General features: G+C 39.3%; 34 protein-coding genes and 7 pseudogenes. 16 read left to right on the top strand and 25 right to left on the bottom strand.

The window, feature by feature from the left end; translation table 11 throughout:
- Positions 1–36: 36 nt before the first annotated feature.
- The 24 genes and pseudogenes from lysC to ARADI_RS00615 form a co-directional block, all read right to left on the bottom strand.
- Positions 37–210, bottom strand: coding sequence for an Rz1-like lysis system protein LysC (lysC, locus tag ARADI_RS20410; protein ID WP_439647062.1), 174 nt, complete (start codon positions 208–210; stop codon positions 37–39).
- Complete coding sequence (locus tag ARADI_RS16900; RefSeq protein WP_119710843.1) at positions 173–559, bottom strand: hypothetical protein; 387 nt, start codon at positions 557–559, stop codon at positions 173–175. Before ARADI_RS16900 ends, lysC begins: the two co-directional genes overlap by 38 nt.
- 4 nt (positions 560–563) lie before the next feature.
- Positions 564–1,039: pseudogene (locus ARADI_RS00710) on the bottom strand (lysozyme).
- Complete coding sequence (locus ARADI_RS16895) at positions 1,029–1,118, bottom strand: phage holin family protein (protein ID WP_238149210.1); 90 nt, start codon at positions 1,116–1,118, stop codon at positions 1,029–1,031. Before ARADI_RS16895 ends, ARADI_RS00710 begins: the two are co-directional and overlap by 11 nt.
- Before the next feature lie 106 nt (positions 1,119–1,224).
- The gene (locus ARADI_RS20405) at positions 1,225–1,476 is read right to left on the bottom strand and encodes a hypothetical protein (protein WP_119710842.1); all 252 of its coding nucleotides are present in this window, start codon (positions 1,474–1,476) and stop codon (positions 1,225–1,227) included.
- Positions 1,445–1,753, bottom strand: a complete 309-nt coding sequence (locus tag ARADI_RS19275; RefSeq protein ID WP_182853011.1) for a hypothetical protein — start codon at positions 1,751–1,753, stop codon at positions 1,445–1,447. Before ARADI_RS19275 ends, ARADI_RS20405 begins: the two co-directional genes overlap by 32 nt.
- Positions 1,713–6,239, bottom strand: a complete 4,527-nt coding sequence (locus tag ARADI_RS00690; RefSeq protein ID WP_119710840.1) for an RHS repeat domain-containing protein — start codon at positions 6,237–6,239, stop codon at positions 1,713–1,715. Before ARADI_RS00690 ends, ARADI_RS19275 begins: the two co-directional genes overlap by 41 nt.
- A gap of 122 nt (positions 6,240–6,361) precedes the next feature.
- Positions 6,362–6,508: a hypothetical protein gene (locus ARADI_RS00685; RefSeq protein WP_182853010.1), complete on the bottom strand. Its 147-nt coding sequence runs from the start codon at positions 6,506–6,508 to the stop codon at positions 6,362–6,364.
- A 372-nt stretch (positions 6,509–6,880) separates the two neighbouring features.
- Entirely contained in the window at positions 6,881–7,099 is a 219-nt protein-coding gene (locus ARADI_RS00680; protein ID WP_119710839.1) for a hypothetical protein, read from the bottom strand.
- Positions 7,100–7,536: 437 nt separating this feature from the next.
- Positions 7,537–7,984: pseudogene (locus ARADI_RS00675) on the bottom strand (antiterminator Q family protein).
- 11 nt (positions 7,985–7,995) lie between these two features.
- Positions 7,996–8,184, bottom strand: a pseudogene (locus tag ARADI_RS00670) (RusA family crossover junction endodeoxyribonuclease); the annotation flags it as partial.
- A 33-nt stretch (positions 8,185–8,217) separates the two neighbouring features.
- Positions 8,218–8,352: a RusA family crossover junction endodeoxyribonuclease gene (locus ARADI_RS19270; RefSeq protein ID WP_255420576.1), complete on the bottom strand. Its 135-nt coding sequence runs from the start codon at positions 8,350–8,352 to the stop codon at positions 8,218–8,220.
- Positions 8,353–8,508 (bottom strand): hypothetical protein, encoded by a 156-nt coding sequence (locus ARADI_RS00665; protein ID WP_182853009.1) that lies wholly within the window; start codon positions 8,506–8,508, stop codon positions 8,353–8,355.
- 161 nt (positions 8,509–8,669) lie between these two features.
- Positions 8,670–8,879, bottom strand: coding sequence for a hypothetical protein (locus tag ARADI_RS00660; protein WP_119710837.1), 210 nt, complete (start codon positions 8,877–8,879; stop codon positions 8,670–8,672).
- A 45-nt stretch (positions 8,880–8,924) separates the two neighbouring features.
- Complete coding sequence (locus tag ARADI_RS00655) at positions 8,925–9,245, bottom strand: hypothetical protein (protein WP_119710836.1); 321 nt, start codon at positions 9,243–9,245, stop codon at positions 8,925–8,927.
- A gap of 3 nt (positions 9,246–9,248) precedes the next feature.
- Positions 9,249–9,389: a hypothetical protein gene (locus ARADI_RS16885; protein WP_238149051.1), complete on the bottom strand. Its 141-nt coding sequence runs from the start codon at positions 9,387–9,389 to the stop codon at positions 9,249–9,251.
- A gap of 222 nt (positions 9,390–9,611) precedes the next feature.
- On the bottom strand, positions 9,612–9,941 hold the full coding sequence (locus tag ARADI_RS16880) for a Rha family transcriptional regulator (protein WP_238149050.1): 330 nt from the start codon (positions 9,939–9,941) through the stop codon (positions 9,612–9,614).
- Positions 9,942–10,124: 183 nt separating this feature from the next.
- On the bottom strand, positions 10,125–10,319 hold the full coding sequence (locus tag ARADI_RS20400) for a DUF1187 family protein (protein ID WP_369406964.1): 195 nt from the start codon (positions 10,317–10,319) through the stop codon (positions 10,125–10,127).
- 83 nt (positions 10,320–10,402) lie between these two features.
- Positions 10,403–12,256: pseudogene (locus ARADI_RS00640) on the bottom strand (toprim domain-containing protein).
- Positions 12,257–12,372: 116 nt separating this feature from the next.
- Entirely contained in the window at positions 12,373–12,723 is a 351-nt protein-coding gene (locus ARADI_RS00635; RefSeq protein ID WP_147392327.1) for a DNA replication O domain protein, read from the bottom strand.
- 69 nt (positions 12,724–12,792) lie between these two features.
- Entirely contained in the window at positions 12,793–13,179 is a 387-nt protein-coding gene (locus tag ARADI_RS00630; protein ID WP_182853007.1) for a hypothetical protein, read from the bottom strand.
- Positions 13,180–13,305: 126 nt separating this feature from the next.
- Entirely contained in the window at positions 13,306–13,572 is a 267-nt protein-coding gene (locus tag ARADI_RS00625; RefSeq protein WP_119710832.1) for a hypothetical protein, read from the bottom strand.
- Positions 13,573–13,581: 9 nt separating this feature from the next.
- Positions 13,582–13,893, bottom strand: a complete 312-nt coding sequence (locus ARADI_RS00620) for a CII family transcriptional regulator (protein WP_119710831.1) — start codon at positions 13,891–13,893, stop codon at positions 13,582–13,584.
- Between the two features lie 108 nt (positions 13,894–14,001).
- Positions 14,002–14,238 carry a transcriptional regulator gene (locus ARADI_RS00615; protein WP_119710830.1) on the bottom strand — a complete coding sequence of 79 codons (237 nt, stop codon included), beginning with the start codon at positions 14,236–14,238 and terminating at the stop codon, positions 14,002–14,004.
- A gap of 109 nt (positions 14,239–14,347) precedes the next feature.
- Between ARADI_RS00615 and ARADI_RS00610 the strand changes: the two genes are divergently transcribed.
- Together ARADI_RS00610 and ARADI_RS00605 are read left to right on the top strand one after the other, a co-directional pair.
- On the top strand, positions 14,348–14,692 hold the full coding sequence (locus tag ARADI_RS00610) for a helix-turn-helix domain-containing protein (RefSeq protein WP_119710829.1): 345 nt from the start codon (positions 14,348–14,350) through the stop codon (positions 14,690–14,692).
- Between the two features lie 489 nt (positions 14,693–15,181).
- Positions 15,182–15,493: a hypothetical protein gene (locus tag ARADI_RS00605; RefSeq protein WP_119710828.1), complete on the top strand. Its 312-nt coding sequence runs from the start codon at positions 15,182–15,184 to the stop codon at positions 15,491–15,493.
- Positions 15,494–15,646: 153 nt separating this feature from the next.
- Here ARADI_RS00605 and ARADI_RS00600 read toward each other — a convergent pair whose 3' ends face one another.
- Positions 15,647–15,874 (bottom strand): transcriptional regulator, encoded by a 228-nt coding sequence (locus ARADI_RS00600; RefSeq protein WP_119710827.1) that lies wholly within the window; start codon positions 15,872–15,874, stop codon positions 15,647–15,649.
- A 452-nt stretch (positions 15,875–16,326) separates the two neighbouring features.
- Between ARADI_RS00600 and ARADI_RS00595 the strand changes: the two genes are divergently transcribed.
- From ARADI_RS00595 to ARADI_RS19265, 14 genes and pseudogenes are all read left to right on the top strand, one after another.
- Positions 16,327–16,707, top strand: coding sequence for a S24 family peptidase (locus tag ARADI_RS00595; RefSeq protein WP_119710826.1), 381 nt, complete (start codon positions 16,327–16,329; stop codon positions 16,705–16,707).
- A 490-nt stretch (positions 16,708–17,197) separates the two neighbouring features.
- Entirely contained in the window at positions 17,198–17,434 is a 237-nt protein-coding gene (locus tag ARADI_RS00590) for a hypothetical protein (RefSeq protein WP_119710825.1), read from the top strand.
- A 202-nt stretch (positions 17,435–17,636) separates the two neighbouring features.
- Entirely contained in the window at positions 17,637–17,699 is a 63-nt protein-coding gene (locus ARADI_RS22015; protein ID WP_500782275.1) for a hypothetical protein, read from the top strand.
- Positions 17,680–17,895, top strand: coding sequence for a hypothetical protein (locus ARADI_RS22010; RefSeq protein WP_500782273.1), 216 nt, complete (start codon positions 17,680–17,682; stop codon positions 17,893–17,895). Before ARADI_RS22015 ends, ARADI_RS22010 begins: the two co-directional genes overlap by 20 nt.
- A gap of 114 nt (positions 17,896–18,009) precedes the next feature.
- Positions 18,010–18,276: an antA/AntB antirepressor family protein gene (locus ARADI_RS00585; RefSeq protein WP_119710824.1), complete on the top strand. Its 267-nt coding sequence runs from the start codon at positions 18,010–18,012 to the stop codon at positions 18,274–18,276.
- A gap of 112 nt (positions 18,277–18,388) precedes the next feature.
- Positions 18,389–18,766 carry a hypothetical protein gene (locus tag ARADI_RS00580; RefSeq protein ID WP_182853005.1) on the top strand — a complete coding sequence of 126 codons (378 nt, stop codon included), beginning with the start codon at positions 18,389–18,391 and terminating at the stop codon, positions 18,764–18,766.
- A gap of 659 nt (positions 18,767–19,425) precedes the next feature.
- A pseudogene (locus ARADI_RS16870) lies at positions 19,426–20,118 on the top strand (Sak single strand annealing protein); the annotation flags it as partial.
- A complete protein-coding gene (locus ARADI_RS20395) occupies positions 20,060–20,269 on the top strand; it encodes a PDDEXK family nuclease (protein WP_369406904.1) in 210 nt (69 codons plus the stop codon). The pseudogene ARADI_RS16870 and the gene ARADI_RS20395, both read left to right, overlap by 59 nt.
- Positions 20,270–20,298: 29 nt before the next feature.
- Positions 20,299–20,649, top strand: coding sequence for a YqaJ viral recombinase family protein (locus ARADI_RS20390; protein ID WP_369406903.1), 351 nt, complete (start codon positions 20,299–20,301; stop codon positions 20,647–20,649).
- Positions 20,601–21,041, top strand: coding sequence for a single-stranded DNA-binding protein (locus tag ARADI_RS00570; protein ID WP_119710821.1), 441 nt, complete (start codon positions 20,601–20,603; stop codon positions 21,039–21,041). Before ARADI_RS20390 ends, ARADI_RS00570 begins: the two co-directional genes overlap by 49 nt.
- A 68-nt stretch (positions 21,042–21,109) precedes the next feature.
- Complete coding sequence (locus ARADI_RS00565; protein WP_119710820.1) at positions 21,110–21,394, top strand: hypothetical protein; 285 nt, start codon at positions 21,110–21,112, stop codon at positions 21,392–21,394.
- Positions 21,395–21,439: 45 nt separating this feature from the next.
- Complete coding sequence (locus tag ARADI_RS00560) at positions 21,440–21,859, top strand: antA/AntB antirepressor family protein (RefSeq protein WP_119710819.1); 420 nt, start codon at positions 21,440–21,442, stop codon at positions 21,857–21,859.
- A gap of 24 nt (positions 21,860–21,883) precedes the next feature.
- Positions 21,884–22,171, top strand: a pseudogene (locus ARADI_RS00555) (phage antirepressor KilAC domain-containing protein); the annotation flags it as partial.
- Between the two features lie 275 nt (positions 22,172–22,446).
- Positions 22,447–22,557: pseudogene (locus tag ARADI_RS19265) on the top strand (helix-turn-helix transcriptional regulator); the annotation flags it as partial.
- Between the last annotated feature and the right edge of the window lie 118 nt (positions 22,558–22,675).

Raw genomic sequence — 22,675 nt, 5'->3', positions numbered from 1 at the left:
TCCTTTTTCCTATTTTCAATGACGAAGCCTCGGCAGTTATTCTCGCTGCTTTTCAATTTGCCTTATCGCCGCTTTATCTTGGTTACACATCTCCAGCGCCAGCAGCAATTGCTCATTGAGTATCAGGCTATCGCCCCAGGTCATGTGTTCCGATATCACCGGCAGGGCGCAATCATCGAGTAACGTTGCTGGAATGGGTGCTGGTGGCACGGGGAGATATTTTATCTGCGTGTGCACACAACCGGTTAATAGCGGCAGTAGGCACAGGCAGACGAGCACAGCGTTCAGGCGTAATCGTTTTTTGTATCTCAACCATTTCGGGCTGCGATTCGTGTATCGCCTGTTGGTGCGCATCCTCGGTGGCTCCCGCTATCGTGTTAAAAATATCAACTGCCTGCGCATAATGGGTAAACTGTGCCCGTGCAGCATCACGCTCGGCTATTATCGACTGGTTGGCCAATTTTAGACGGACGTTCTCAACATATTGAAACCGGACCACGATGGAAAGTGCGGTGATTATGATAAATAATATCGCTGCGAAAAGGAATTTGACGTACATAATGTTAATCCGATAGACACAGTTCACGTTCTACCGCTCGGCGATTAACCAGCCCTTTTGATACATTGCCTTCGTCATATTTCCACCGCCGCATCTCATTACAGGCGCCACGCATATCATCGGCATTCAGTTTTTTCAGTAACGTTGACTGCACAAAAGCCCCACTCCCCACGTTGTAGACAAATGAGGTAAGTGCGGCTTTCTGTGTGTCCGTAAGCTGCACGATAACGTTACTCTCAACCACCGCAATCGCCGCCTTCAGGTCACTATCCAGTAAAGCCTGACATTCCGCGTCTGTGTAGCGCTTACTGGGAGTAACCTCTTTCCCGGTATACCCGCGTAGCACACGGTTAATATACCACCACCGTCTTTGTAAGGTTTATGCCTGAGTCCTTCGTGCCACTGTAGTAATACTGCCGAAATCGCAATGGCACCTCCGGCCATCGCAGTCACCAGTCGTCGTTTAAGGTCAGGACTCATTCTCTTTTTTCACACGAAAACGGTATTCCTTATGCCGGTAGCACCAATTCACCCCACAGGTCAATAGCGTACAAACGATGCCAGTAATCAGCGTCCAGTCACTGAGGAAAATACGCCCAATAGACGAGTGGCAAAGCTCCAGCTGTAAGCGGAGCCGGTAGTGTATTTTTCCACAATATATAACTTTAAAGTGAAATAAGATCTATATGGCCAAACTCTATATTATCATAAAAATCACTTAGATAAAGAGTTATAAGTGGTAAATCAAGATGTTCACAAAGTGAACTGTTATTGCGACTAAAACAAAAAGCTAAAATTACATCACAAGAAGGCTCATCATAAATATGCTTATAATTTTTTGCAGTCATTTTTGAAGATGTACGAACATCTATCGTAATATTTTTATCAAAAATTTTTTTTGAGACGTCTATCTTCACGATAAAAATCTCTATGAATAAGATCCTTACGACGAAATCCACTGACTGCAAAGTTATCCCCTAATTCAGTTCCATGTGTTGCAGATATAACAGTTATATTTCTAGGGTTCCCTGTTAGTTTATTTTTTTTATTATTGATTCTCGTAATAAGATCAAGTACGTCATTATAAGTAACTTCCTGATCTGAAACATAAATGACTTTCCCCCTATGACTAATTGGGTGCCATTTTGGAGTTCTATTTGTTCCGTTTCCAGCAAAAAAAGCTAGGGCCTCCATTATAGTCATCAGGTCGAAAAGTTGAGGTTTTTAATGACCTAGAAAGATTATAACTACCATTTTTTCCAAAAACCTTGTTAGTACCCCAGTTGTCAATGCCCACCGCCATCCCCGCCAGCCCCGTAGCTAGTGATACCCAGCCCAGAGTAGCTGAAGCCTCCGGATTTGAATCTTCCATCGCGCCGCTAGCTATGCCCGTGATATCCGAAGCAACACCCAGCCCAACGATAATCAGTGAAGAGGCTGATGCTGAACTCAGGGCCGCCATAACGCCACCGGCAGCTGCTATTGATGAACCAGCTGTAAACACTGCCAAACCAAGTCCTATGGTGCCCGCTATAATCCCTGTAATCGCCTGCCAGCTTAGATGACCTGAAGGGTAGGTATGATTGATGGGGTCCCCTGAATAGTAAGCATAAGGATTAATACCACCCGTACCAAAGGGACTGAGGTTATCCGGACAGTTAAAACGCATTAGGACCGGATTGTAGGCTCGGTAGCCGTTGCCTAAATGATACGTACCACTTACTGGGTCAACACGTTCGCCGTTAAAACCAGGAAGCCTATCACTCGGTTTACCACTGCCATATGGTGACCAGACGTGAAGCTCACCTTCGTTAGACGTACCGGTATCTTCAGACCATAGCAAACTGTCGTTTTTGTCTCCAGCTGTTAGCGTCAGTCCCTTGTCGTCAGTGATACCCAAGCAGGTATGACCGGTTTTAATCAGCCGAGTTTCTTTATTTGTTGAGGTAGTTACTTCATTAACCAATTCAGCCCCACGATAATACAGTTCCCTCGTATCATTGTTGCTGGCATTACGGGTAATCAAGCGGTTTAATGCATCGTAACTATAGGTACCTGAGCGGTGGGTCTTTTCATCGCTCACGCTAGTCAAACGTCCCATGACGTCATAGGTAAGAGTTCTGCCTGCTTCATCACGCGTCATTCGACCTTCAGCGTCATAGCTTAAGTTGATGGTCTTCGGATAGTTATCGTGTGTATTAGTTAGCGTTGTCTGTTGGCTAGGATCGCTAGCGTTCTGATAACTGTAGGTCGCCATATTCGTGCTGCGGTCAGCTAGAGTGGTCTTCACTGACGTTAGGTTATTTAACGCGTCATAACGGTAAGTTTGTGCGGTCATTCTATGTCCATACGTGTCAATCGGTAGACTATCACCCAATGCAGTATAACTTACTAGCCGGTCACGTTCGTCATAACCATATTGTTCTTCCCGCAGTTTAATACCGTTTTTCTGTGTAGTGCGTGAAGCCAGTAGGCCGTTTTTTAACCAAGATTGAGCCAACATCACTGTGATGCCACGTTTATCGGTGATGGTACGGGTAATTTCGCGCCCAAAGCTGTCATAATTGAACGCAGTCGTCAAAGACGAGGTGGAAGCCTTACCCCGCACTGTCTGGCTATTTAATCGCCCTAGTGCATCATAGGTCAGGTTAACTGTTAAGCTATCATCGGTAATACTGGTGACGCGGCCATATGCATCCATGCTGTATTGCGTTTGTTTGCCAGCAACGTCGGTATAGGTAACCGGGGCGCCTTTCAGAGTATAAGTATGCTTTGCTTTGCGGTTCTGCGCATTATGCCAAAATGCCTCTTCTTTCAACTGATCGGCCTTTGACCAAGTGTTTTCAAGCTTGGAATTCGCTTCTTGAGCGTTCAGCAATTTTCCGGTTTTCTTGTCATAATTGAATGTTTGGATAATGCCATCAGCCTTCATGCTGCTAACAACATTATCTAGCTCTGAAATATAAGTGTATTCCACCGTTTTACCCGATGGCAATGTAACCATTGACGGTACTGGCGAGGCACCCTGATAGCTGTATGAAGTAGTGCGGCCACCGCTGACGCGTTTTGTCACCCTTCCGAGACTATCAAATGTTTGCGTCCCGAGCGCCCAGATTTTGGACGTGCCATTGGCATCGGGTCCTGTGACGCTGATGGAGGCGACATAATTATCCGTTAAGTGTGCTGCATATGTTCGGCTAACGATGGTGCCGTCAGCCAATATTTGAGTTAACACTCGACCATATTCATCATAGGTTCTTTTCGTAACCCTCTCGAGCTCATCTTTTTCCTCCCGCAGCTGGCCCAGTCCGTCCCAAATATAATCGCTGGAACTATATGCTTGTCCGGTGATGTTTTCTTGTAATATTTTTCTAGTTGGAAGTTGACTTTTTTCATCAAGGATTGTGGTTATGTTACCGCTGGTAAGCGCAGTGTTACCTGTGCCACCCTGGCAATACACCGTTTGTGTGAGCACAATAGGGTCAGTCTGTCGTAGTGTTTTTATACCATCAGAAAACACGACTTCTTTCTCGTATCCCCATCCACCATAGGTAATGTTTGCTGTCATGGAGTAATTGTTGGGATTACCTGCAGGTAGGTAGTCTGTTACCAAGCCTGTACTAATTTCACCTAAGGAATTGTACGCACATGAAAAAGTTTCGTACCACTTTGCAGTCTCTGCATCGAATCGTTGCTCACTAATAGCACGTCCAGCACCGTCAAAACCAGTCTTATTTTTATTTCCGAAAACATCTGTTTCGATTAAATAGGGACCTCCATTACCCACACCATACTCCCAGATAGTGGTGGTTTCATAGTCTGAACCCGGGCAGAGGGTACGATTTATAAGACGCCCCAGTTTATCATAGGCATAACTTATTTCTATTCCTTGGGCTGAAGTTTCAGATAGCACATTGCCTATCCACGGGTGACGAACAGTAGTTTTTTTTGCTGTTAGACCATCGTGTCCAATAAACTCACGATTTTCAGTGATTTTATTAGCCGTAATGTTGTAAGTGAATAGCTCTTTATTGGTAAACGTTTCTTTTTGATTAATATCGGGTGTCAACGTAACATCTTGACAATTAACTCGACCATATAGTGCCGGTGAAATCTTATCAGAATAATAGGTATTATTCATTAAGCTACGTTTATTACCCGTGGTTTGTTCGACTATTTTCTGCACTATGGCACATCCGTTACCTGTTAATGCTTCCAATTTCTGCCAGGTGTAACGAGTCATGCTTATTGCTTCATCCCCATTTTTTTTCGGTGGGGTGACAGTTTGTGTTTTTATATACCGGGTAAACCCATACGGGTCGGCCGGACACTCGTTGCCTTCGCCGGCGGCCGGATAATAGGTATATTCACTAATTGTCCCATCCGGCGCTTCTTGACGAACGGGATTTCCAAATTCATCAAATTGATAAAGCGTAACTGTACTGCGGGTGCGTTCTTTTTTTTCACACTCTTCGTCTTCGCACCAGGATTCTGTACGTTTTGTTGGTAATACATATTGAGCTGGTTGCTTGACAAATTCGACTCCCTTTTTCGCGTAATATTCGGTCTCACTGACGTGGGTTTTGCCATCTCTGACTGTTGTTTCAGACACCATAAGATGATATGAGTTGTAACGTCTGGTCACCTCGCTCAATGTTACTCCCTCTGCGTTTTTTAGCTCAGCAGTCGACCCATATTGATAATCAACAAGCAGTATATTTAGCATTGCGTCCTGGTCAGGTTGCCATTGATTCATCTGAGCATTGTTCCCTAAGTAATTTTTTTCTTTGGTGTAAGTCCATAGGGTGACCTGTTGAGGCTGTCCCGCGCCAGGGATAAGCCTGTGCTGATGCACACAGGGCAATGGAGGGAGATTGGCTATGGTCGGAAAAGCCATTCTATCTTCCGCCTGAGTGTAATAGCTGACTTTTTCTATCAGCCCAGTAGGTGAATGAACACCTGTAATAACCCTATAACTCCCTTGTGGGTCAATATCATCGTAGTCAAAAGACCAAGTCAATGTAGGGGTGACAGCCTCACTGGTAATGCTTATCAGCCTTTCATTATTAAACGCAAAAATGATGTTGTAGCTAAATTCTACGTTATCCTGTAAAAGTGTGAAACGTGTGATGGCAGAGGTATTATCGGGATAAGCCACAGAGCAAAGAATATGTCCGTTATCATCAGTGACCCGAGTTAGCCGAGCCGGAGAAAAATGTGAATCCCATGCCAAATTGAGTGAACGCCCATCAGTAGATGAAATCTTAGTGGGAACATAAATTTCACCGCTATGCAAAGTAAGGCATTCTGTGAGGCCGGATTTATAGATAATCTGACAGGTGTTATCATCTAACTTTTTAAAGATAAAGTTTTTTAATTGTTGTTGTTTTACTTGGTTATTGTTACCAATCCGGTATTCCTCACCATTAGAAAGCAATAACTGTCGGGTATTTTTATTATATTGGGAGAGATTAAGCCTAAACCCTATCCCGAAACCGTTATTGACAGTGGATAACGGTGAGTATGAGAGGGCGAGCCATAACCTGGGGCCCATTAATGCATTCGCCTGTGTATTTACCAGCGGGAGGTGAACGTTAAAAAGTCCAGTTCGCGGGTCAACGCCACCCTGAGCGGCGCTGATAAAATTACCCGCATTAGTATAGTATGAAGGTGTATTCATGATTATATTGTTTCCAAAATATTGTTAAATTAAGCGCTATCAATTGACAATCAGCTAAATTGGGTAATTAATATAGAAATAATTTTTACTAACCATTCTGTTATTTTTTAATAGTCAGCCAATCATACGATGCCAGGTATATCAAAATTATCACTGTCGTTAAATGCTAGTTGAAAAGTTCCTTCATTGCCATAAAAGTCAGTAACCTTAACTGTTGGGCTTTTAACGCAGTCCTTCCACTCTCGTTGAACAGCATCACTCTCGTGCATAGTAAATTTATACAATATAAGTGATGCAAAACCCTCCTCATAATCTCCTTCATGGTCCTCTTTAACAAAAGGACAAAAACGAAAATTATAATCATCCCTGTCTCTATGTGTAAAAATTTGTACTTTGAATAAAAAGTGTTATTCCGTCTTGATCATCAAATTGTCACAGTATGTGGTGAAATTACATCAGGTTGCCAACAATAACCAACATAAAGGTATCTATGAAAATCGAAATAAAACCAACCACTTCCTAATTGTTTATTATTTTCAGTTTCTGAAAAACTTGAAAAACTGTAGTTTTTTATAAATCTATTATTATTATACACAGTAGTTAAATTATAATTTCTTTGCCTAGTCGTTAAATAAACATACTTATCTTTTGACCACTTTTCCTCCCCCTCTACTAAAGTCAGTATAATTAAAATCTACATTTTTGGTACCATAGTAAATAGGTCTTAGTGTTTTAATTGCGACAGACATTTTCTCTGCACCAACAGGATTATCTGCGGTAGTAAAATGCTTGCCATTATTAGTATCAAGATTGACTGAAATCCGTTTTATTTTATTTGCATCATAGCTGTAAACATACATAATAATATTTATATTTTCGTTTTCTTTATAAAATATTAAATGTTTTTTTTATTTTAACTGACAGGGGTTCTATTTGAAAATTCTCAGTGGATAGAATTTCTTCGCTATAATCATTTATTACATCAGTGTAACACCAACCACTACTTCCTTTTTTAGTAAGTTTTTCTCCATTTTCAGAAAAGCATAAGCTTAGTATACTTAGCCACGTATCGTTAGAAAAGTTAAGAACTTTACCATCCTTATAGCTTTATGTTAATGGAGGTAGAGTTTTCTTTAAAACAAACTTCTAATCACCAACTTGTTCGATAAATATGATTTTCAATAGATAGCAGGAGAAATTTTTACTATACTATAATAATAACCACTCATGTTACACAGCAAAACTGCAAACCAAATTACGGTTGTAGAACAACTTATTGAGCTTTACAAGCTACGATTCATACTACATTACCAAACTTTTTGCGGACCGCACTAATACTTTTTTTTACATTTTTTGGGCGAATAAATTTTAACCTTAGGGTCCATGTCTAATCGCATAGCCAGCAGGGATAAGCAACCGTCAATAAATCCTTCAGCAATCTGTAATTTTGCCCGGATTAGCCGCTCATCCACTCGATGTCGGCGTGCGATAGCCCGCTTCGAATAACCCTTGACGTAATACGCGATAATCAAGTTTAGCTCTTCTGGCTAGCACACTTTTTGCAGTTGTAAAACGCAATTATCGATAATCAGCCCATCATCATCTGAGCACGAAGGGCGCAAGGATGAGCGTAAAGGGAGTAATCTCTTAAAACCTGCCGCTACCGGCGACCAGTCTATCGCGGTGTCGTTATCCCGGGCCCAGGTTTCCCATCGTGCTAACACTTGTTGAATGTCTCTGCGCATCATCATTCCTGCTACTCAATTTGCCAAATATTGATAATCAGTTTCCCACCCTTAACGATTTCTTTCCGCTCGATATGCAACACATCTATCTGCGCATCATCAATTATCAAACCACCATGACACAGGGCATCAATCGGCGCTTTCATTAGGTTATCTAAATCTCGCTTGCGACGGTCAGGCGGATATACCCTTATCTCGACCCCTAATCGTTGTGATAATTACTTATAAAGCTTTTAACGCATTATTTCAGCAACTACCAACTGACAATATAATTTACCTTTTACGGTGATGAAGTGTTTGTGTTTGGCGTGATACCAGTAGTGATTAATAGAAGGTGGGAAAGGAACGGTGATGTTATAAGTTTTCATTCATAGCTTAATCTCTCTCATCTCAACGCCTTTAGCGGTATAACCTGTTAAATGTTTACCTGCTATCCGTTGACGTTTCTTTGTCAAAAAATGGATATAATCTTCATAAACATAACGGTATTCCCCATAGACCAAAAGAGGTTTAAACGCTTTCATTGGTTATTTTGTATACTGCACAAATGTAGTTAAATTATTGTTTTTAATGCTTTCTTTTGTGCGCACCTCTTTGAGCGTTTTATCTTTACATCGGTAAATCCAAAAATCATTGAGCTTTCCGGTTATCTTTCTGGTACGTACTTTGATATAACCCAGTCGCTTCAAGAGTTGGCTAAATTCCGCGTCATTGCGGAGCGGATTAAGCTCCCGATATATCCTAGCGGTTCAGCTTGCCAGCCTTTAGCATGATAGATTTTCATCAATGCTCGATGATAATGTTTATTCAGAATGGTATATTTATCACCTTGTTCCGGATGACAGTAAAGCGTCCAATTATCGATAGCTTTTTTCCGTGCTTGTTGGTCAATCAACAATGCGCAGGTAGCTAAAGGGGAACCCTCTTTCCGTTCAGTGAATTACTGACTGACTTTGCAAATAATATTCAGTGCATAACTATCAATATCTTTGGGCTGCACAAATTTATAATAACCATTACTTTTCAATCTATTAGCTGTGCGCAACCCTGAATGGTAATCATAAGATTGCTTATCCTGACCTGTTAGTCTAATATCGCTATCTGCCTCATGAACAAAAATCCCAGAGTTAAGCCATACCAGACCATTGCCATTGTGTCTCAGTCCTAAATCCGTTAATGTGCAGGTACCGTTATTAATCGCTGCCCAGCAGGTACTAGAAATAACAACTTCTCTAATGGCTTGTGATTCTATCAATTGCATTTGTCAGCTTCTTTCTATCTGCTGAGATGGCGTCATTAGCGTTGCAAACATATCGATGCATTTACTCACTTCGGGTACTGCCTGAGTCGGCGATAGGCCTGATTGAATGGCCGCCTGAAATGCAGCTTGTTCTATCTTCTGCATACAAAGTAAAATACCCAGCTGTTGTTCGTTGGCTTTACTCCGTTCACCTAAACATAAACCGGCTAACCGATTCTCAATATTGGCCAGATTGATGTAATGGTGCTTCTCGGCACCTAAATCACGTAAAGCATCACGGGACTCATGGTAATAGGGTAAATACTCTCTTCGGATAGGTTCAGCCGCCCGTTTTTTAGCGAATGCTTTTGTCAGATCCAGTTTAAATTACGTTATTTTCTGGTAATCACGTCCACGGACAATACGACACATAAAATCAAACTGGTTTTCATTGAGTAGAACATACTGATGTTCATGGGCGCCCAGTTGAACAGTATTTAATCGCTCAGTTTGAAACGGAAGGATGCCAAACTCACGTAAGTTTTTTGAGTTCTTTCTGATTAATTCATAAAGATGTTTGTGTTTAATACTTAGCCGTTTAGCAAACAGCCGGCTATCTATCCTTGGCTCGGTTCTATGTTGAATTAAAATACTGGGGTCTTCACTTTGGGCGCAAAAAAGCCTCTCACGGCGGATTGCCATGCTTTGCATTTTCATATTGTTGCCTATTTAATTTGAGTGGGTTTTAACGGATGAAGGTAATGACAAGTGAGATTTTTAGTACCGAGAGTTTATAGCTAGGCGACATTATTTTGATTACAAAGAGATATGTTTTTATTCAATATAAATTTACTGATATAGAGTAATTACTTGTAATCATTTTAAAGTCGCTTAGCTATATCAGCAAACTTTTCTACAAGCGAACCGTTCCAGTCTTATTTTTATTTCATTCTGTCGATAGTGGTTAAATTCATTCTTATCACATTTCGATAACATTTTCAGGCAATCCTGCTTTGAGAGCATCTTGTCACTATAGCGCTGCCAATGCACAGGTGCACCGCTATTTTTAACAAGGGTTGCTTCGCGATAAGGTATTTCATTTGAGGTGTCCTGCTGGTTTGATGAGGGTATTTAAGTAATAAAAATCAATCTTTTGATACGTTGTTGTTCATCCAAATTTAGTTATAGTCACTGTTGGGCATATTGGCGATGTTAATTTGTAAGGGCTTGTATTTTCTTCTGCCTAAAATTGATGGGTTTGTTTATCCAGATACAATGAGATTTTTCCTTCCCATCCTTCCCCGTTTCTCTGCTTTTCTAAACACAATATGGATGCAGGCTCTTTTAAATATTTCTGATCTTTTTCAGTCAATATTTGACTAGCCTCTCGCTTCTGTAATGCCCTTTTTCTGCGCTTATTACGCCAGATGATAAAGGTTATCGGCAAGGTCAGTGATTGAACCTGAACCTTTTACGTCCATTTTCCCTGCGGGTTTTTCTTCACTTTCCGATTTACGACTGTGTATTACTAAAATAACATGGCTTGAGGTTTTGTTTTTAAAATCACACAATGCATCCATGAAGGCTTTTTGTCCGTTGCAATCATCATCGGCAAGTCCGCATTTCATGAGACTATCAATGATAAACAGATTGATACCATATCGGCGGTTTGCATATTTAAATATTTCCAGTAATCGTGATGATTTCGCTGTCCCTGTTAAGCCAAATAACCAGAGTCTATCGTCATAAAACTTAAAAGCCGATTCAATTTCTAATTGTGAGGGTAATTTAGTGCATGTTGACTGACGGGTTAGGTGCTTTAGAAACGTTGCAGGTTTTAACTCAAACGAAGCAACACAAGCTCTCATTTCCGACACATCGCTTCACACAGAATATGCCCTAAAATTTCACTCTTACCGTGTCCATTGACCCCATTGAGTAGCGTTAACTCAGATTCACGATAACTGAAATGGCGATTTAATGACTCCCATGGTGTCTTGAACAAATATTCCTCTCTACCGTAAAATGCATCAAGCGTACTCTGATAAAAATCTCTTGCTGTACAGAGTTCTTCAGGGTCAAAATAAGAGGCTGTTTCAAGGTAGTGTACAATTTCCTGCTGTGTCATGCCAGCCTGTAAACATTCGTTAATGTCCTTGTGGGGCAATTTGACCAAACGACACCGATATTCCCCTAATCGACGAGCAATTTCTAACGCTGCTTGTTGTCCCACTTCGTTATTGTCCATCGACAACCAGATTTCAGTAAAGCGATCAAGGTTATGAAATTCATACTCAATCCACTGTTGCTTGGCACCACAGTCCCCACCAAAGGGAACCGATAACACACTTAACCCGTACTGATGATAACTCATGCAATCAATTTCACCCTCGCACAATATGACTGCACGAATCGCTTGAGGTAGAGCTTGCCAGCCAAACAGGCGAGGCTCACAATCTGCTTCAACTGAAAATAACCTTCTTCCCACTAGGTCTTACTGTGCTAATGCGCTTAACCTGTATTAGCTCGCCTTCTCGCTTGTAAGGGAACGCTATAGCGGGTAATTTCCTGTTATCTTCAGATGACCAGACAATCGCATCACTGACTTGGAATTCTTCTGCCGTTTTGCGGTCTATGCCTCGTGCTTGAAGATATTCGTAACAGTTATGCGGTTTACTAACGTTTTTTTTCAGTGATGCTGTTTGTGGGCGTTTAAACTGTTTTTTCCGTTTTGCTTCAAATGCACCGTATTCATCTGCTATCCCTAGAAACTGTTTTGCCTCTACCATCGCCTGATGCAAACTACAGTCCCTGTCCTGAACCCACAAATCCAGTAAATCACCCCCTGTTCCCTAAGCAAAATCTGACCAAACTTTTTTGCAAGAGAGATTAATTTTTAAACTTTTCCCCGACTCCCCATGCACAGAGCCTGCTACCCACTCATGACTCTCTTTTTTGCCTTCAGGTAAGAGATATTTAGCCACTCTGACAACATCAAGCCATAAGCGCTCAGATAATTCCGTAATGGTTATCATGCTTCCCTCAGATTAAATTTGTTAAAACCGTATTGAACAATGCCAGCACTCAGCCAGCCGTAGTTGTACCCACGGATGAGTATTGATTTAATAATTGATTTCATGATGATTTTTTAGAAAAATACCAGTCCGTTACTAACCGTAAACGTTGATGTGGTCGTTGTTTGGGGTTTGGTTGAATGTGATTGTATTACCGGTTTATCATCCAGCCAGCGTTTACCATTGAGGTAAGTGGTAGGATGTAACTTTTCAAAACCAAATTGATTAGCCTGTAATCTAACACGGATATCAGCTACGAGAAATTCTGCAAACTGTTCCGGTGTCTCACCTATTTCTTTCCGCCACAACTTGAATTGAGTTCTAAATGCTGATTTGGCTGATTGCTTACCCACCTTACGCTGAACCTGTGGCCAGAATATGCCTTCAAACACTACATCAATCGGATTTGGATTGGGTTTTATCATTCCAAACTCTGTTTTTTCAACCTCAGATCGAACGGGTTTGATCAATATGTTTTTATTCTTTGTAGTAATCTATGTAGTAGTCTCTGTATACGTCTTACGTTTCAACGTAGGAGGTGTTACATAAACTGACTCTGATTCAAGTTGATTATCAGTGAATTGTCTAGAGTTGGTTATTTCATCAATACGCGCAGGAACAGATTCAATAAACAAAACATTGCTACAAGCCCCTGTTGAAGTATTAATTGTACGGAGTTCTAGTGTAATAATACCATGCGATTTCAATCGTTTTAAAGCATCAGTCACTTCTCGTTTTGTAAATCCGAATTGATCAGCAAAAGATTGATAGCTACGCTGTAATTTGTCACTCTGAAAACGCTTGCGCCATCCTTTCAGTTCACCCGTAGACTCATCTCTGATTTCAGATGGACGATACCAGTAAATAATTTCAGACAACAAAATAATAGCCGTGCTATCAGGCTTTCCACTTGGCCTTTTAATGTGATCACCAGTTAGCAGGGATAATATTACCAGACAAATTTAAACGACCAATTTGGTTAACTGTCTCGGTTGGAGTGAGATGTTTCATTGATTACCTCGAATTGATTCTTGACGATGTTTAAGCCTTAATTTTGCATCTTCAAATGCGGCTTTTAGCTTCTTGGCGGCTAACTCCGTGAAAGAGCGATTGCCCCTCTCTCGAATAATGTTTTTATGGATATTTGACTGGCAAAAACATGGATTTTTGTGCATAATGACTTCGCTGAAATTGAAAGAAAAAAGGGAAATTTGTGGTTTCCCTTCGGTTAAACTTCCTGAAATATTAATCAAAAGCAAAGCTCTATCTGACATTTAGAGGCTTCATCGTTTTTTAACTTTGAAGCTTCTTTTTTTTAGCAATCTTAAATGTTCTAGCATGTCAATCAGCTTGCGTATTTCTTCGCCTGAGATATTCGTAATGACAACATCCTGTGATGGTGAGTCGTAGCTAATAGCATCAAGTAGTTTTGCCATCTTCACAACCAATCCGTTTTCTGCCTGCCAACGTGTTACTTGTGATTCGTGAACGCCAATAGTTTTGACTACTTCCCTACCAGAAGTTAATAAAATTCCTTTCCTAATCCTGGCTTCGATTTGTTTCGCATTTGATTTGCGTATAATTGTTGTTTCCATGATGGATAATCCTTAAGTAATAAAATTCCCGAACTCGATATTCCTATGAGGTTGTAGTGGCTCTAACGCATATTCAGAGCGAGTCAAAATGTTAAAGAACGGTGTTACTTAGATGGTATTTTGCTTATCAGCAGGGATGCCATCTATTGGGTTTAGGTAAAGATCAGGGCGTAACTCGTGGGGTGTGACCTCCCATTCTAGAGCTTTAGCCATAGAAAAAACGCATTCAGCTGGGACATGATTTTTAAACCAAACACTAATTGTTTGTGGACGTTTACCAAATTTACGTCCCAATTCAGACTGTGTTGTAATAGCAAATATTTTATTTTGTAGATCTATGTCCATAAGATCTCCTCCAATTCGAGCTTATAAATATTACAAATTAAATTTCAAATTATATTTGCAATGCTAATAACAAAAAAATTTTGTATGCTTTAACAGTTACAACTATTTAATGGATAAAAGTATGAGTTTTCCTAAAAGACTTCAGCAAGCATTAGATGAACTAGGCTGGAATCAATCAGAATTAGCTCGCGGAATGGGAGTGAAGCCTCAATCAGTTCAAGGGTGGTTAAAAAATGTAATACCTAGGATGGATAAACTTAAGAAATTATCTGAAGTAACAGGGAAACTTTTAGATTGGTTTTTCTCTCCTCAATTACAGAATCAAGAAAAAAGTTATGAAACTTTTCATAAAGAGAAGAATACACTTACAGAAAAACAAAAGCTAATACTTGAACTATTTGAAGCTCTTCCTGAAAGTGATGTAAATCTCATTCTAAAAAAGTTGGAAATTTAAAAAGCCTTTTATGAAAAGAAAATAGCTGAACTTTTAAATCAAAAGAAAAATATAGTCTAATTTTTCCATTTCTTTCCCCGATTCTCTGTAAAAATATCAAATTTTACCAACCAAAATTAAAAATTAAATTTTAATTATTATTGATAATTTCAATTTGTAGATTATATCCATCAACTCACTGCAACAGGCAAAACGCCAAGACAAGACTTCGAGTTATCTTAAGCCGAGCCAAACGTTGCTAAGTAGCCAGCCCGAGGCGTATGAACATGAAGGCAAGTGAAGTCAGCAAGTAACTAAGTCATTTCGCTCTTTAACATATTGGAATCAAGCTCTGAATAAGCGTTAGAGCAACACCACCCAGTGAGTTTTTGGGTATGTAAATATAGAAAACAGTCAAATCTCGTTTCTACACCAGGGAATAAACTGACTGTGAGTATAAATCCGAACTATTCGGCACACACTACTAAAACTTATTTCGGAGGTAACAACATGGCAACCATTATTTTTAAACCTAAAAAAGACAATGCTAAATCTCGTCGCCTGGCGAAACAAATGGCATTTTGGGATAGAAAACGCGCTGAATACGAAGCGAAACCTATACCCCGTTCTACAGAGCAAATCCTTGATTCCATATTCAACAAGCAAGATGACACCGTTAATACTATCGCATCAATCATTTTCAATCTAAAAGACAAAAAGCCACAGCCTTCATTTGATAATTGTTGCTTACCGAATACGTATCTCTATTCTGTAAGAAAATGCTCGAAAACACACAAATCAAATAACATAGAAACGAAATGATTTGATAGTGCTTACAACGATCTTACCTACACTTAATTCCATAAGTTGTAGATAACAGTTATCCCTCCCGATGGGTTGGGCAGGTAATCTCTCCCAATTTCAGGGAGGCCAAGTTGTTAAAGAGCGGTTGTACTAAAAAATAGCAATTATTTTTTATTCACTGTCAAGATGAGGGAATAACCTTAGTAAATCTGGTCTAAAACGATAAGCTGGCACTTTACCTTGAGTCGCTTCAACTAAATCAGGTACGCATTTTGAGGATACTGGTTTTTTACCATTTAACCAATCGGAAACAGTTGATTGCGCTAAGCCACATTTTTTTGCTAATGCTTTTTGACTTCCGGTTATTTTTATAGCGTTTTCTATTCCATAATTCTTCATTAATCTCATCTCCTATAAATTAGAGTGATTATTAGAATGCATAAACGAATATTAAATCGTATTTGCTATCTTGAATATATATCGTTTATACGATATTATTTTAGGGACTATTTAATCAGGTTATTCATGTGAATTTTTCAAAAAGACTAAAATAAGCAATGCAAGAAAAAAGCTTTACTCAAGGATCTTTAGCTAAAGCGGTAGGAATGGCTCAATCAAGCGTGTGGAGACTGACTAGCGGCGACCGCATCAGGAACAAAAATTAATAAAAATAGCGAAAGTTTTAGGTGTCAACCCCCTGAATGGCTTTCAGATGATATTGGAACAATGAAAGCTCATGAAATAAAACCTAATAATCAATTAATTATTGATTCTATATTGGATTATACGGACAAGACTCAGGAATATGACAAGGATAATATTGTTAAATTAAGATTATATAACTAACCGCATTGAGTGGGTGTTTTTCCCCTAGCGTTAAGGGTGAAAAGGACACTTATTCTATATTTTTAATACCTAAAAATATAATTCAAGAAACCAATAGCTCCATTAAAGATTCAATATCAATAATTGCGCCTGATGACAGCATGTCACCGATTATTCAGGAAAACTCAACCGTTGCGCTCGATACAAGTACAAAAGATATTAAAAATGGTAAGATTTATTTGGTATCTTATGGCGGGGTGTTTATGGTACGCGCACTTTACAGTTTGCCTAAAAATGAAATTAAGTTAAAAAATTATAAATCTGATGATTACCCAGAATTTATCGTTTCTGCCTCAGAACTGCTAATAGTAGGCAAAGTCTACTATGTAGCAGGTAAAATAGAGTAAACATAACCAGCCCACTTGGATACTGGGCTTCAACTCGCTTTATATTCCAAATCTACTTTGCATTTCAAAATCAATAACAATCATTTTTTTAAATAAAAGACATATATTATCATTTAACGTTTAAAAATTTATTATCTATTTTAATCGTTTTTACGATTGACAATTGAAATAGAAAAACCTATCATTACTTCATCAACTCACCGCAACAGTAAAAGGCCAGACAATACTGCGAGTTATCTGAACCTTTGCCAAACGTTGCTAAGTAGCCAGCCGAAGGCATATGAACATGAAGGCAAGTGACGACAATTAAGCAGTCCCGCTCTTTAAGACTATCTCGCTGAAAAAGCAAACCGCGACAACAGTCGGTTTTGGGTGTGTGAATACATCAATCAACATTGACTTTCGTTTCTATACCGGGGAAATAGCAACGTTGATACCTCACTGAATACATTCAGCACATACCACCAAAATCCATTGTTAGGAGGTAGGTATGTGTAACTTTCGCGGTTATAATAATGCGCGCAGTCGAAGAAATGAACGCGGAAGAACCAAACAAGAGGCCTATAACAGAAACAAAACCCTTAATATGGCTTTAAAAGCCGCATTAAATCCAACCAAGCAATCGAATCAACAAATAATATCAAAACCTAAGCAGGGGCCCCCTAGTTTCACTCAAAAGGAACGTGATGCGCCGCGTAGAGCTAGCGCTATTATTCAGCAGAACTAAAATTTATGACGCCTTTAATAATTGTTGTCTTCCAAAGGTGGCTTTGTATTCAGTAAAAAATCAATGTCGTCATCATCTTTTTGGGTCAAGGGAAATTACCGCAAAAGTATAATTTATTTTTGTTCTCATAATCTTAGCGGATTTTCAATGCGTCATTGCCCATAGAATAACCCCTAATTTTTCTAACTAAAGGAATAAAAGGATGAAACTCAACAATCCACACATTGTAACGGCAAAGCACCCAAATATGGGCAACCCTAGTTAGTGTCACTAACGGGAGTCATAAATTTTGTGATTCACACTATCTCAGCAGTATTGATATACGTAATGACGACGACAGGGAAACAAGAACATTTAAAACAATAATTCACTATTTAACAGCAGAAAATACCTACCTCAAAAAAGAAAATCGCAGACTCCTGAAGATAAATCGTGAGATTGGCGGATTGTGCAGGATCTGAACCTACAGCCGAAGAAGTAAATCCGATGAGATACGATTAAGCTAACAACTTCTCTTATTTAATACAAGCATAGATCAAAATTTATCATCGTTTTTAGTAGCGAGGAATTCTTACATGAAAGATTTAATTAATATTGAAACAAAAAACATTAACAGTGAATTAATCCAAACGATTAATGCCCGTGATTTACATGCGTTTTTAGAAATTACTACGCGTTTTAATGATTGGATAAATAGGCGCATAACAGAATATGATTTTGAAGAGAACATTGACTATATTATTGTTGAAAATTTGCACTACTCAAATTTGAGTAGTGCAAAATCTCGCCAACGGCCTATGAAAGATTATTGCATCAGCATCAATATGGCCAAAGAGCTATAGCTAAGCGACATTATTTTGATTACAAAAAATATGTTTTTATCCAATATTAATTTACTGATGTAGAGTAATTAATTGTACATTTCTTTCGATATGTCGAAAGAGCTATCAATGGTTGAACGTAACGAAAAAGGGAAACAGGCAAGGCAGTACTTCATTGAATGTGAAAGACGAATTTTACAACCTCAAACATTACTACCAACAAAAAAAAGAACTTGCTATCATGGTCATTCGTGCCGAGGAAGAGAATGAAAAGTTATTACTGGAAAATAAAACCCTATCAACGGAAGTGGATTGTCTTAAAAATCTCTTCAAAGAAGGTATGGGGACCCCTACCCAATTTAGCAAAATGCTTAATGGCGTTAATAGTCAGCAGATAAATCATTTTCTGGCAGAGCGGAAGTGGCTCTACAACGAAAGTAAATCAGGCATGCGCTGGCGTGTTGCTTCTTATGCGCGGGATAAATATTTAACCGAAAAAAAAGCGAAATAAGCCCTCATGGTGCTTACAGATTCATCAGTTATCAACCTGTCTTGCTCAAAAAGGGTGTTCAACGTCTCTATGATTTGTATATGGATTACAAGCTGCCCATGAAATTAACCTGGAATGGAACACATACTTATGACAAATCCATTAATGGTATTCACTTGAAACATTAATTACTTTTTTCTGTTAACACATTAATTAATAAAGAGCTAAAAACATGAACCAGCTTAAACAGCAGGAGCTTCGCTATCGTTTAAATAGCGACAGTTTCGCTAAAAAAGATGCCATAAAAATTATCCCCACCTTGCTCATCATCGCGTTGGCAAGCCTCGTTTTACTCTTAGCAAAATAGGAGGTTAAATGAACCCTTACGCCATGCAAGATGACTGGTACGAACAACAGCAAGAAATTGCTTATTAGGAAGACAGGCTAGATGACGAAATCATCGAGCTTGTCCAGCCTATCTATGATTGCCTGCCTTCCTACGTCATGCGAAAACTCAATCATGAGGATTTTGACGATATCTGGCAGGCACTGTTTAACCATTTCAAAAGTGAGAACATACATCGATACAAAGCAATTCGAGTGCCAAAGAAGAAATATCTATGAGCGAAATACAACATACCGAAAAAGAAAAAAGTTTTTAACAGCAAGTTTGGGAAACCCTTTCTATGATTAATGTTAACGAAAAGGTAGAAAAGCAAAACGGCCTTTCCTATCTTTCATGGGCTTGGGCGTGGGGTGTATTGATGGCTCACTATCCCGAATCCTATTATTATACCATTGATACGGTTAGCTATAACAATAATGGCAGTGCCATGGTATCATTAACGCTCACCGTCAAAAAGGGAAATAATGATTTTTCCCGCAAAATGCGGTTACTGGTTATGGATTACAAGAATCAGGCCATTTCTAACCCTAATGCGGTTGATATCAATAAAACGCTGATGCGCTGTCTAACTAAAGCCATTTCCATGTTTGGATTGGGTTTTTACATTTATGCCGGTGAAGACTTACCCGAACAGGAAAAAATAATCATTCAAAAAGAAGTAACCCAACAAAAAGAGCGTTACGACCAATTAATTCGTGATTTAAAAACCGCCGCAAAAAACGGTGTTGAATCGATGAAAATGCATTGGCAACAATTAATACCCGAAGAAACCGATATCATTGGCGAAGAAAATAAAATGACTATTTACCGCAATATTGCAATGAAAAACGAGGCTAATCATGAAGCAGAAAACGGACGCGTGGTTTCAGGCAAGACTGGGGAAAGTCACCACCAGCAATTTACACAAGGTGTTATGCAAAAGCAAGCGAACAACCCAACGAAACTACCTCATGCAGTTAGTCTGTGAAACCTTTACTGGACGACGAGAAGACATGAAAACCAATCAGGCCATTGAACGAGGTGTCGCTCTTGAGCCTCAAGCCAGAGCGCGATATTGCCTCAATGAATTTGATGTTACTGTCACTGAAGTGGGCTTTATTCCCCACCCAAAACTATAACGCTCTTTGGCGCCAGTCCTGATGGGCTAGTGAATGATGACGGGCTTATCGAAATAAAATGCCCCAACACCACCACTCATCTCGAAACCCTCATCACCGGAAAACCCAAATACGAATACCTGTTACAAATGCAGGGGCAAATGATGTGCACAGGGAGAAACTGGTGCGATTTTGTCAGCTATGATGATAGATTTCCGCCTAACCTTGCCTACTATAAAATCCGAATTATCAAGGATGATAAATTAGTCAACGAGATTGAACAGGCTGTTAAAACCTTTATCGAAAAACTGAAATCAGAGATCAACAACATTCATCACTATATGGAGGCGCCATGGCAAACCAGAACCAGGGTCACTTTACCGGACGCATCGGAAACCTAGAAATCCGCTATACCCAAGATAACCTTCCCATCACCGCATTCTCTCTCGCTATTCGTAAATCAAGGAAAGATAACAACGGTAAATGGATTGATGACACAACATGGATTAATTGTAAAGCATTTAAGCAAATAGCGGAATATATCAATAATCATGCACAAAAAGGCGCTTTCGTTCGTATTACGGCAACTTATCAGGAAAACAAATGGACAGATAAATCCGGTCAGCAAAGGATATCACCTGAATTTCTGGTCAATGACATTGAAATATTGGGAAACTGGAAAGCAAAAAAACAACAGGAAAGCCAAGGTAAACTGAATATGCTAACAACAAGCCAGCTAAACAGTAACGCTATTCATCAAGCTGATTTTGAAGACCAAGACATCCCCTTTTAAACAGAGGAGCACCAACCATGAGGATATTAATACCGTCCATGTACACTAATTATACCGGAGGTTAAGTTATGAAACTTAATATCATCAAACTATTAATCACGACATTATTTTTTATCAGTGCAGCGTTCGCCTTTGAAATGGTAGTGGGACATCGCGCTCATGCTGATACCGTCGTAGACCCGCAAATTAGATTTAAGCGTGGCGAATTAGGAAGCATTCATTTAGGCGGGCAAGAGCTACTGGCTATCGCTGTCATGATAGTGCCAGCACTCTTAATTTATATAGGAATATTCATCGATACCCTAATAGTTACCAAGCAAGAAATCATTACCCACCTAATCTATTCCACTTAATCAACATCAATACTCATTCATCAATTAACTTTGAGAAATTATTATATGCAAAATTTAATTAACATCGAAACAAGGAATATCAATGGTGAATTAATCCAAACGGCTAATACTCTTGATTTACATACGTTTTTAAAGATAAAAAACCATTTCAAAGATTGGATAAAAGACCGCATTGAAAAGTATGGATTCATTGAAAATGAGGACTTTGCAACTTTTGCGGAAAAAACCGCAAAAGGTAGACCGTCTATAGAATACGCAATCTCCATCAATATGGCCAAAGAGTTATCCATGGTTGAGCGCAATGAAAAAAGTAAACAGGCCAGACAGTATTTTATTGAATGCGAAAGAAAAGCATTAGAAGCTGTCAATCCGGTTGAGATACTAAATAATCCATCAGCGATGCGAGGATTGCTACTCAATTACACAGAAAAGTCATTGCGCTTGAACATAAAGCCGATGAGATGAAACCGCAAGTCGAAGCACTTAAACGAATTAGCTACTCAGAAGGCTCGCCTTTGTATTACTGATGCGGCTAAATCACTCCAAATGAAACCGAAAGCCCTTTTTTCATGTTTACAAGGACATGACTGGATTTATCGGCGTATTGGCGGAAAAAGCTGGGTAGGCTATCATGATAAAATCAAGCAGGATTTAATTGAGCATAAAGTGACTGTCGTTGCCAGAAATGATGGTTCAAAAAAACTAACGGAACAAGTAAGAATTACGCCTAAAGGACTCAGCAAATTATCCATTCTTGTAATGCAACATGCTAAGTAAAAAAGACCAGCGCAAGGCTGGCCAACACCAGGGAAAATTACGTTGTGGTTACCAACACACAACAGCAATAATGCTACCAAAAATAATTAAAAAAGTAATCGCTTTCTGATCAACATTCACATTCAACGAATCTCATACTGCTGACCTAACCAAGAACGAATGCAACCATTCGTGCTTTGTCATTGTTTTATGTGGGGCAACCAAGTACCTGAGAGTGTGTGTTTTTCAAAAAGCTAAAAAATTTATATCTCTATTAAGATTTAAGGATTTTTAAAATGAATACGAATGACGAGATTCTTTTAACTCATCATGTGGCAGCCCTTTTAAAATGTTCAGTCAGGAAAGTCAGGCGATTAATTAAAGAGGGTGAGTTACCCGCCCGTAGAAGGGGAAAAAGAAACGAAGGATCTTATGAAATACTAAATTCTTCCTGTATTGCATATATGCATCAGTTACATCAGAATGTCAGTGTGAAAGCTTATTGTCGTGATAAATCAAAACAGA

Origin of the sequence: Arsenophonus endosymbiont of Aleurodicus floccissimus, from assembly GCF_900343025.1 — a bacterium.
In the GTDB taxonomy this organism is placed as follows: domain Bacteria; phylum Pseudomonadota; class Gammaproteobacteria; order Enterobacterales; family Enterobacteriaceae; genus Arsenophonus.
The sequence above is the reverse complement of the archived record's forward strand: the minus strand, read 5'-3'. Positions and strand labels throughout refer to the sequence as shown.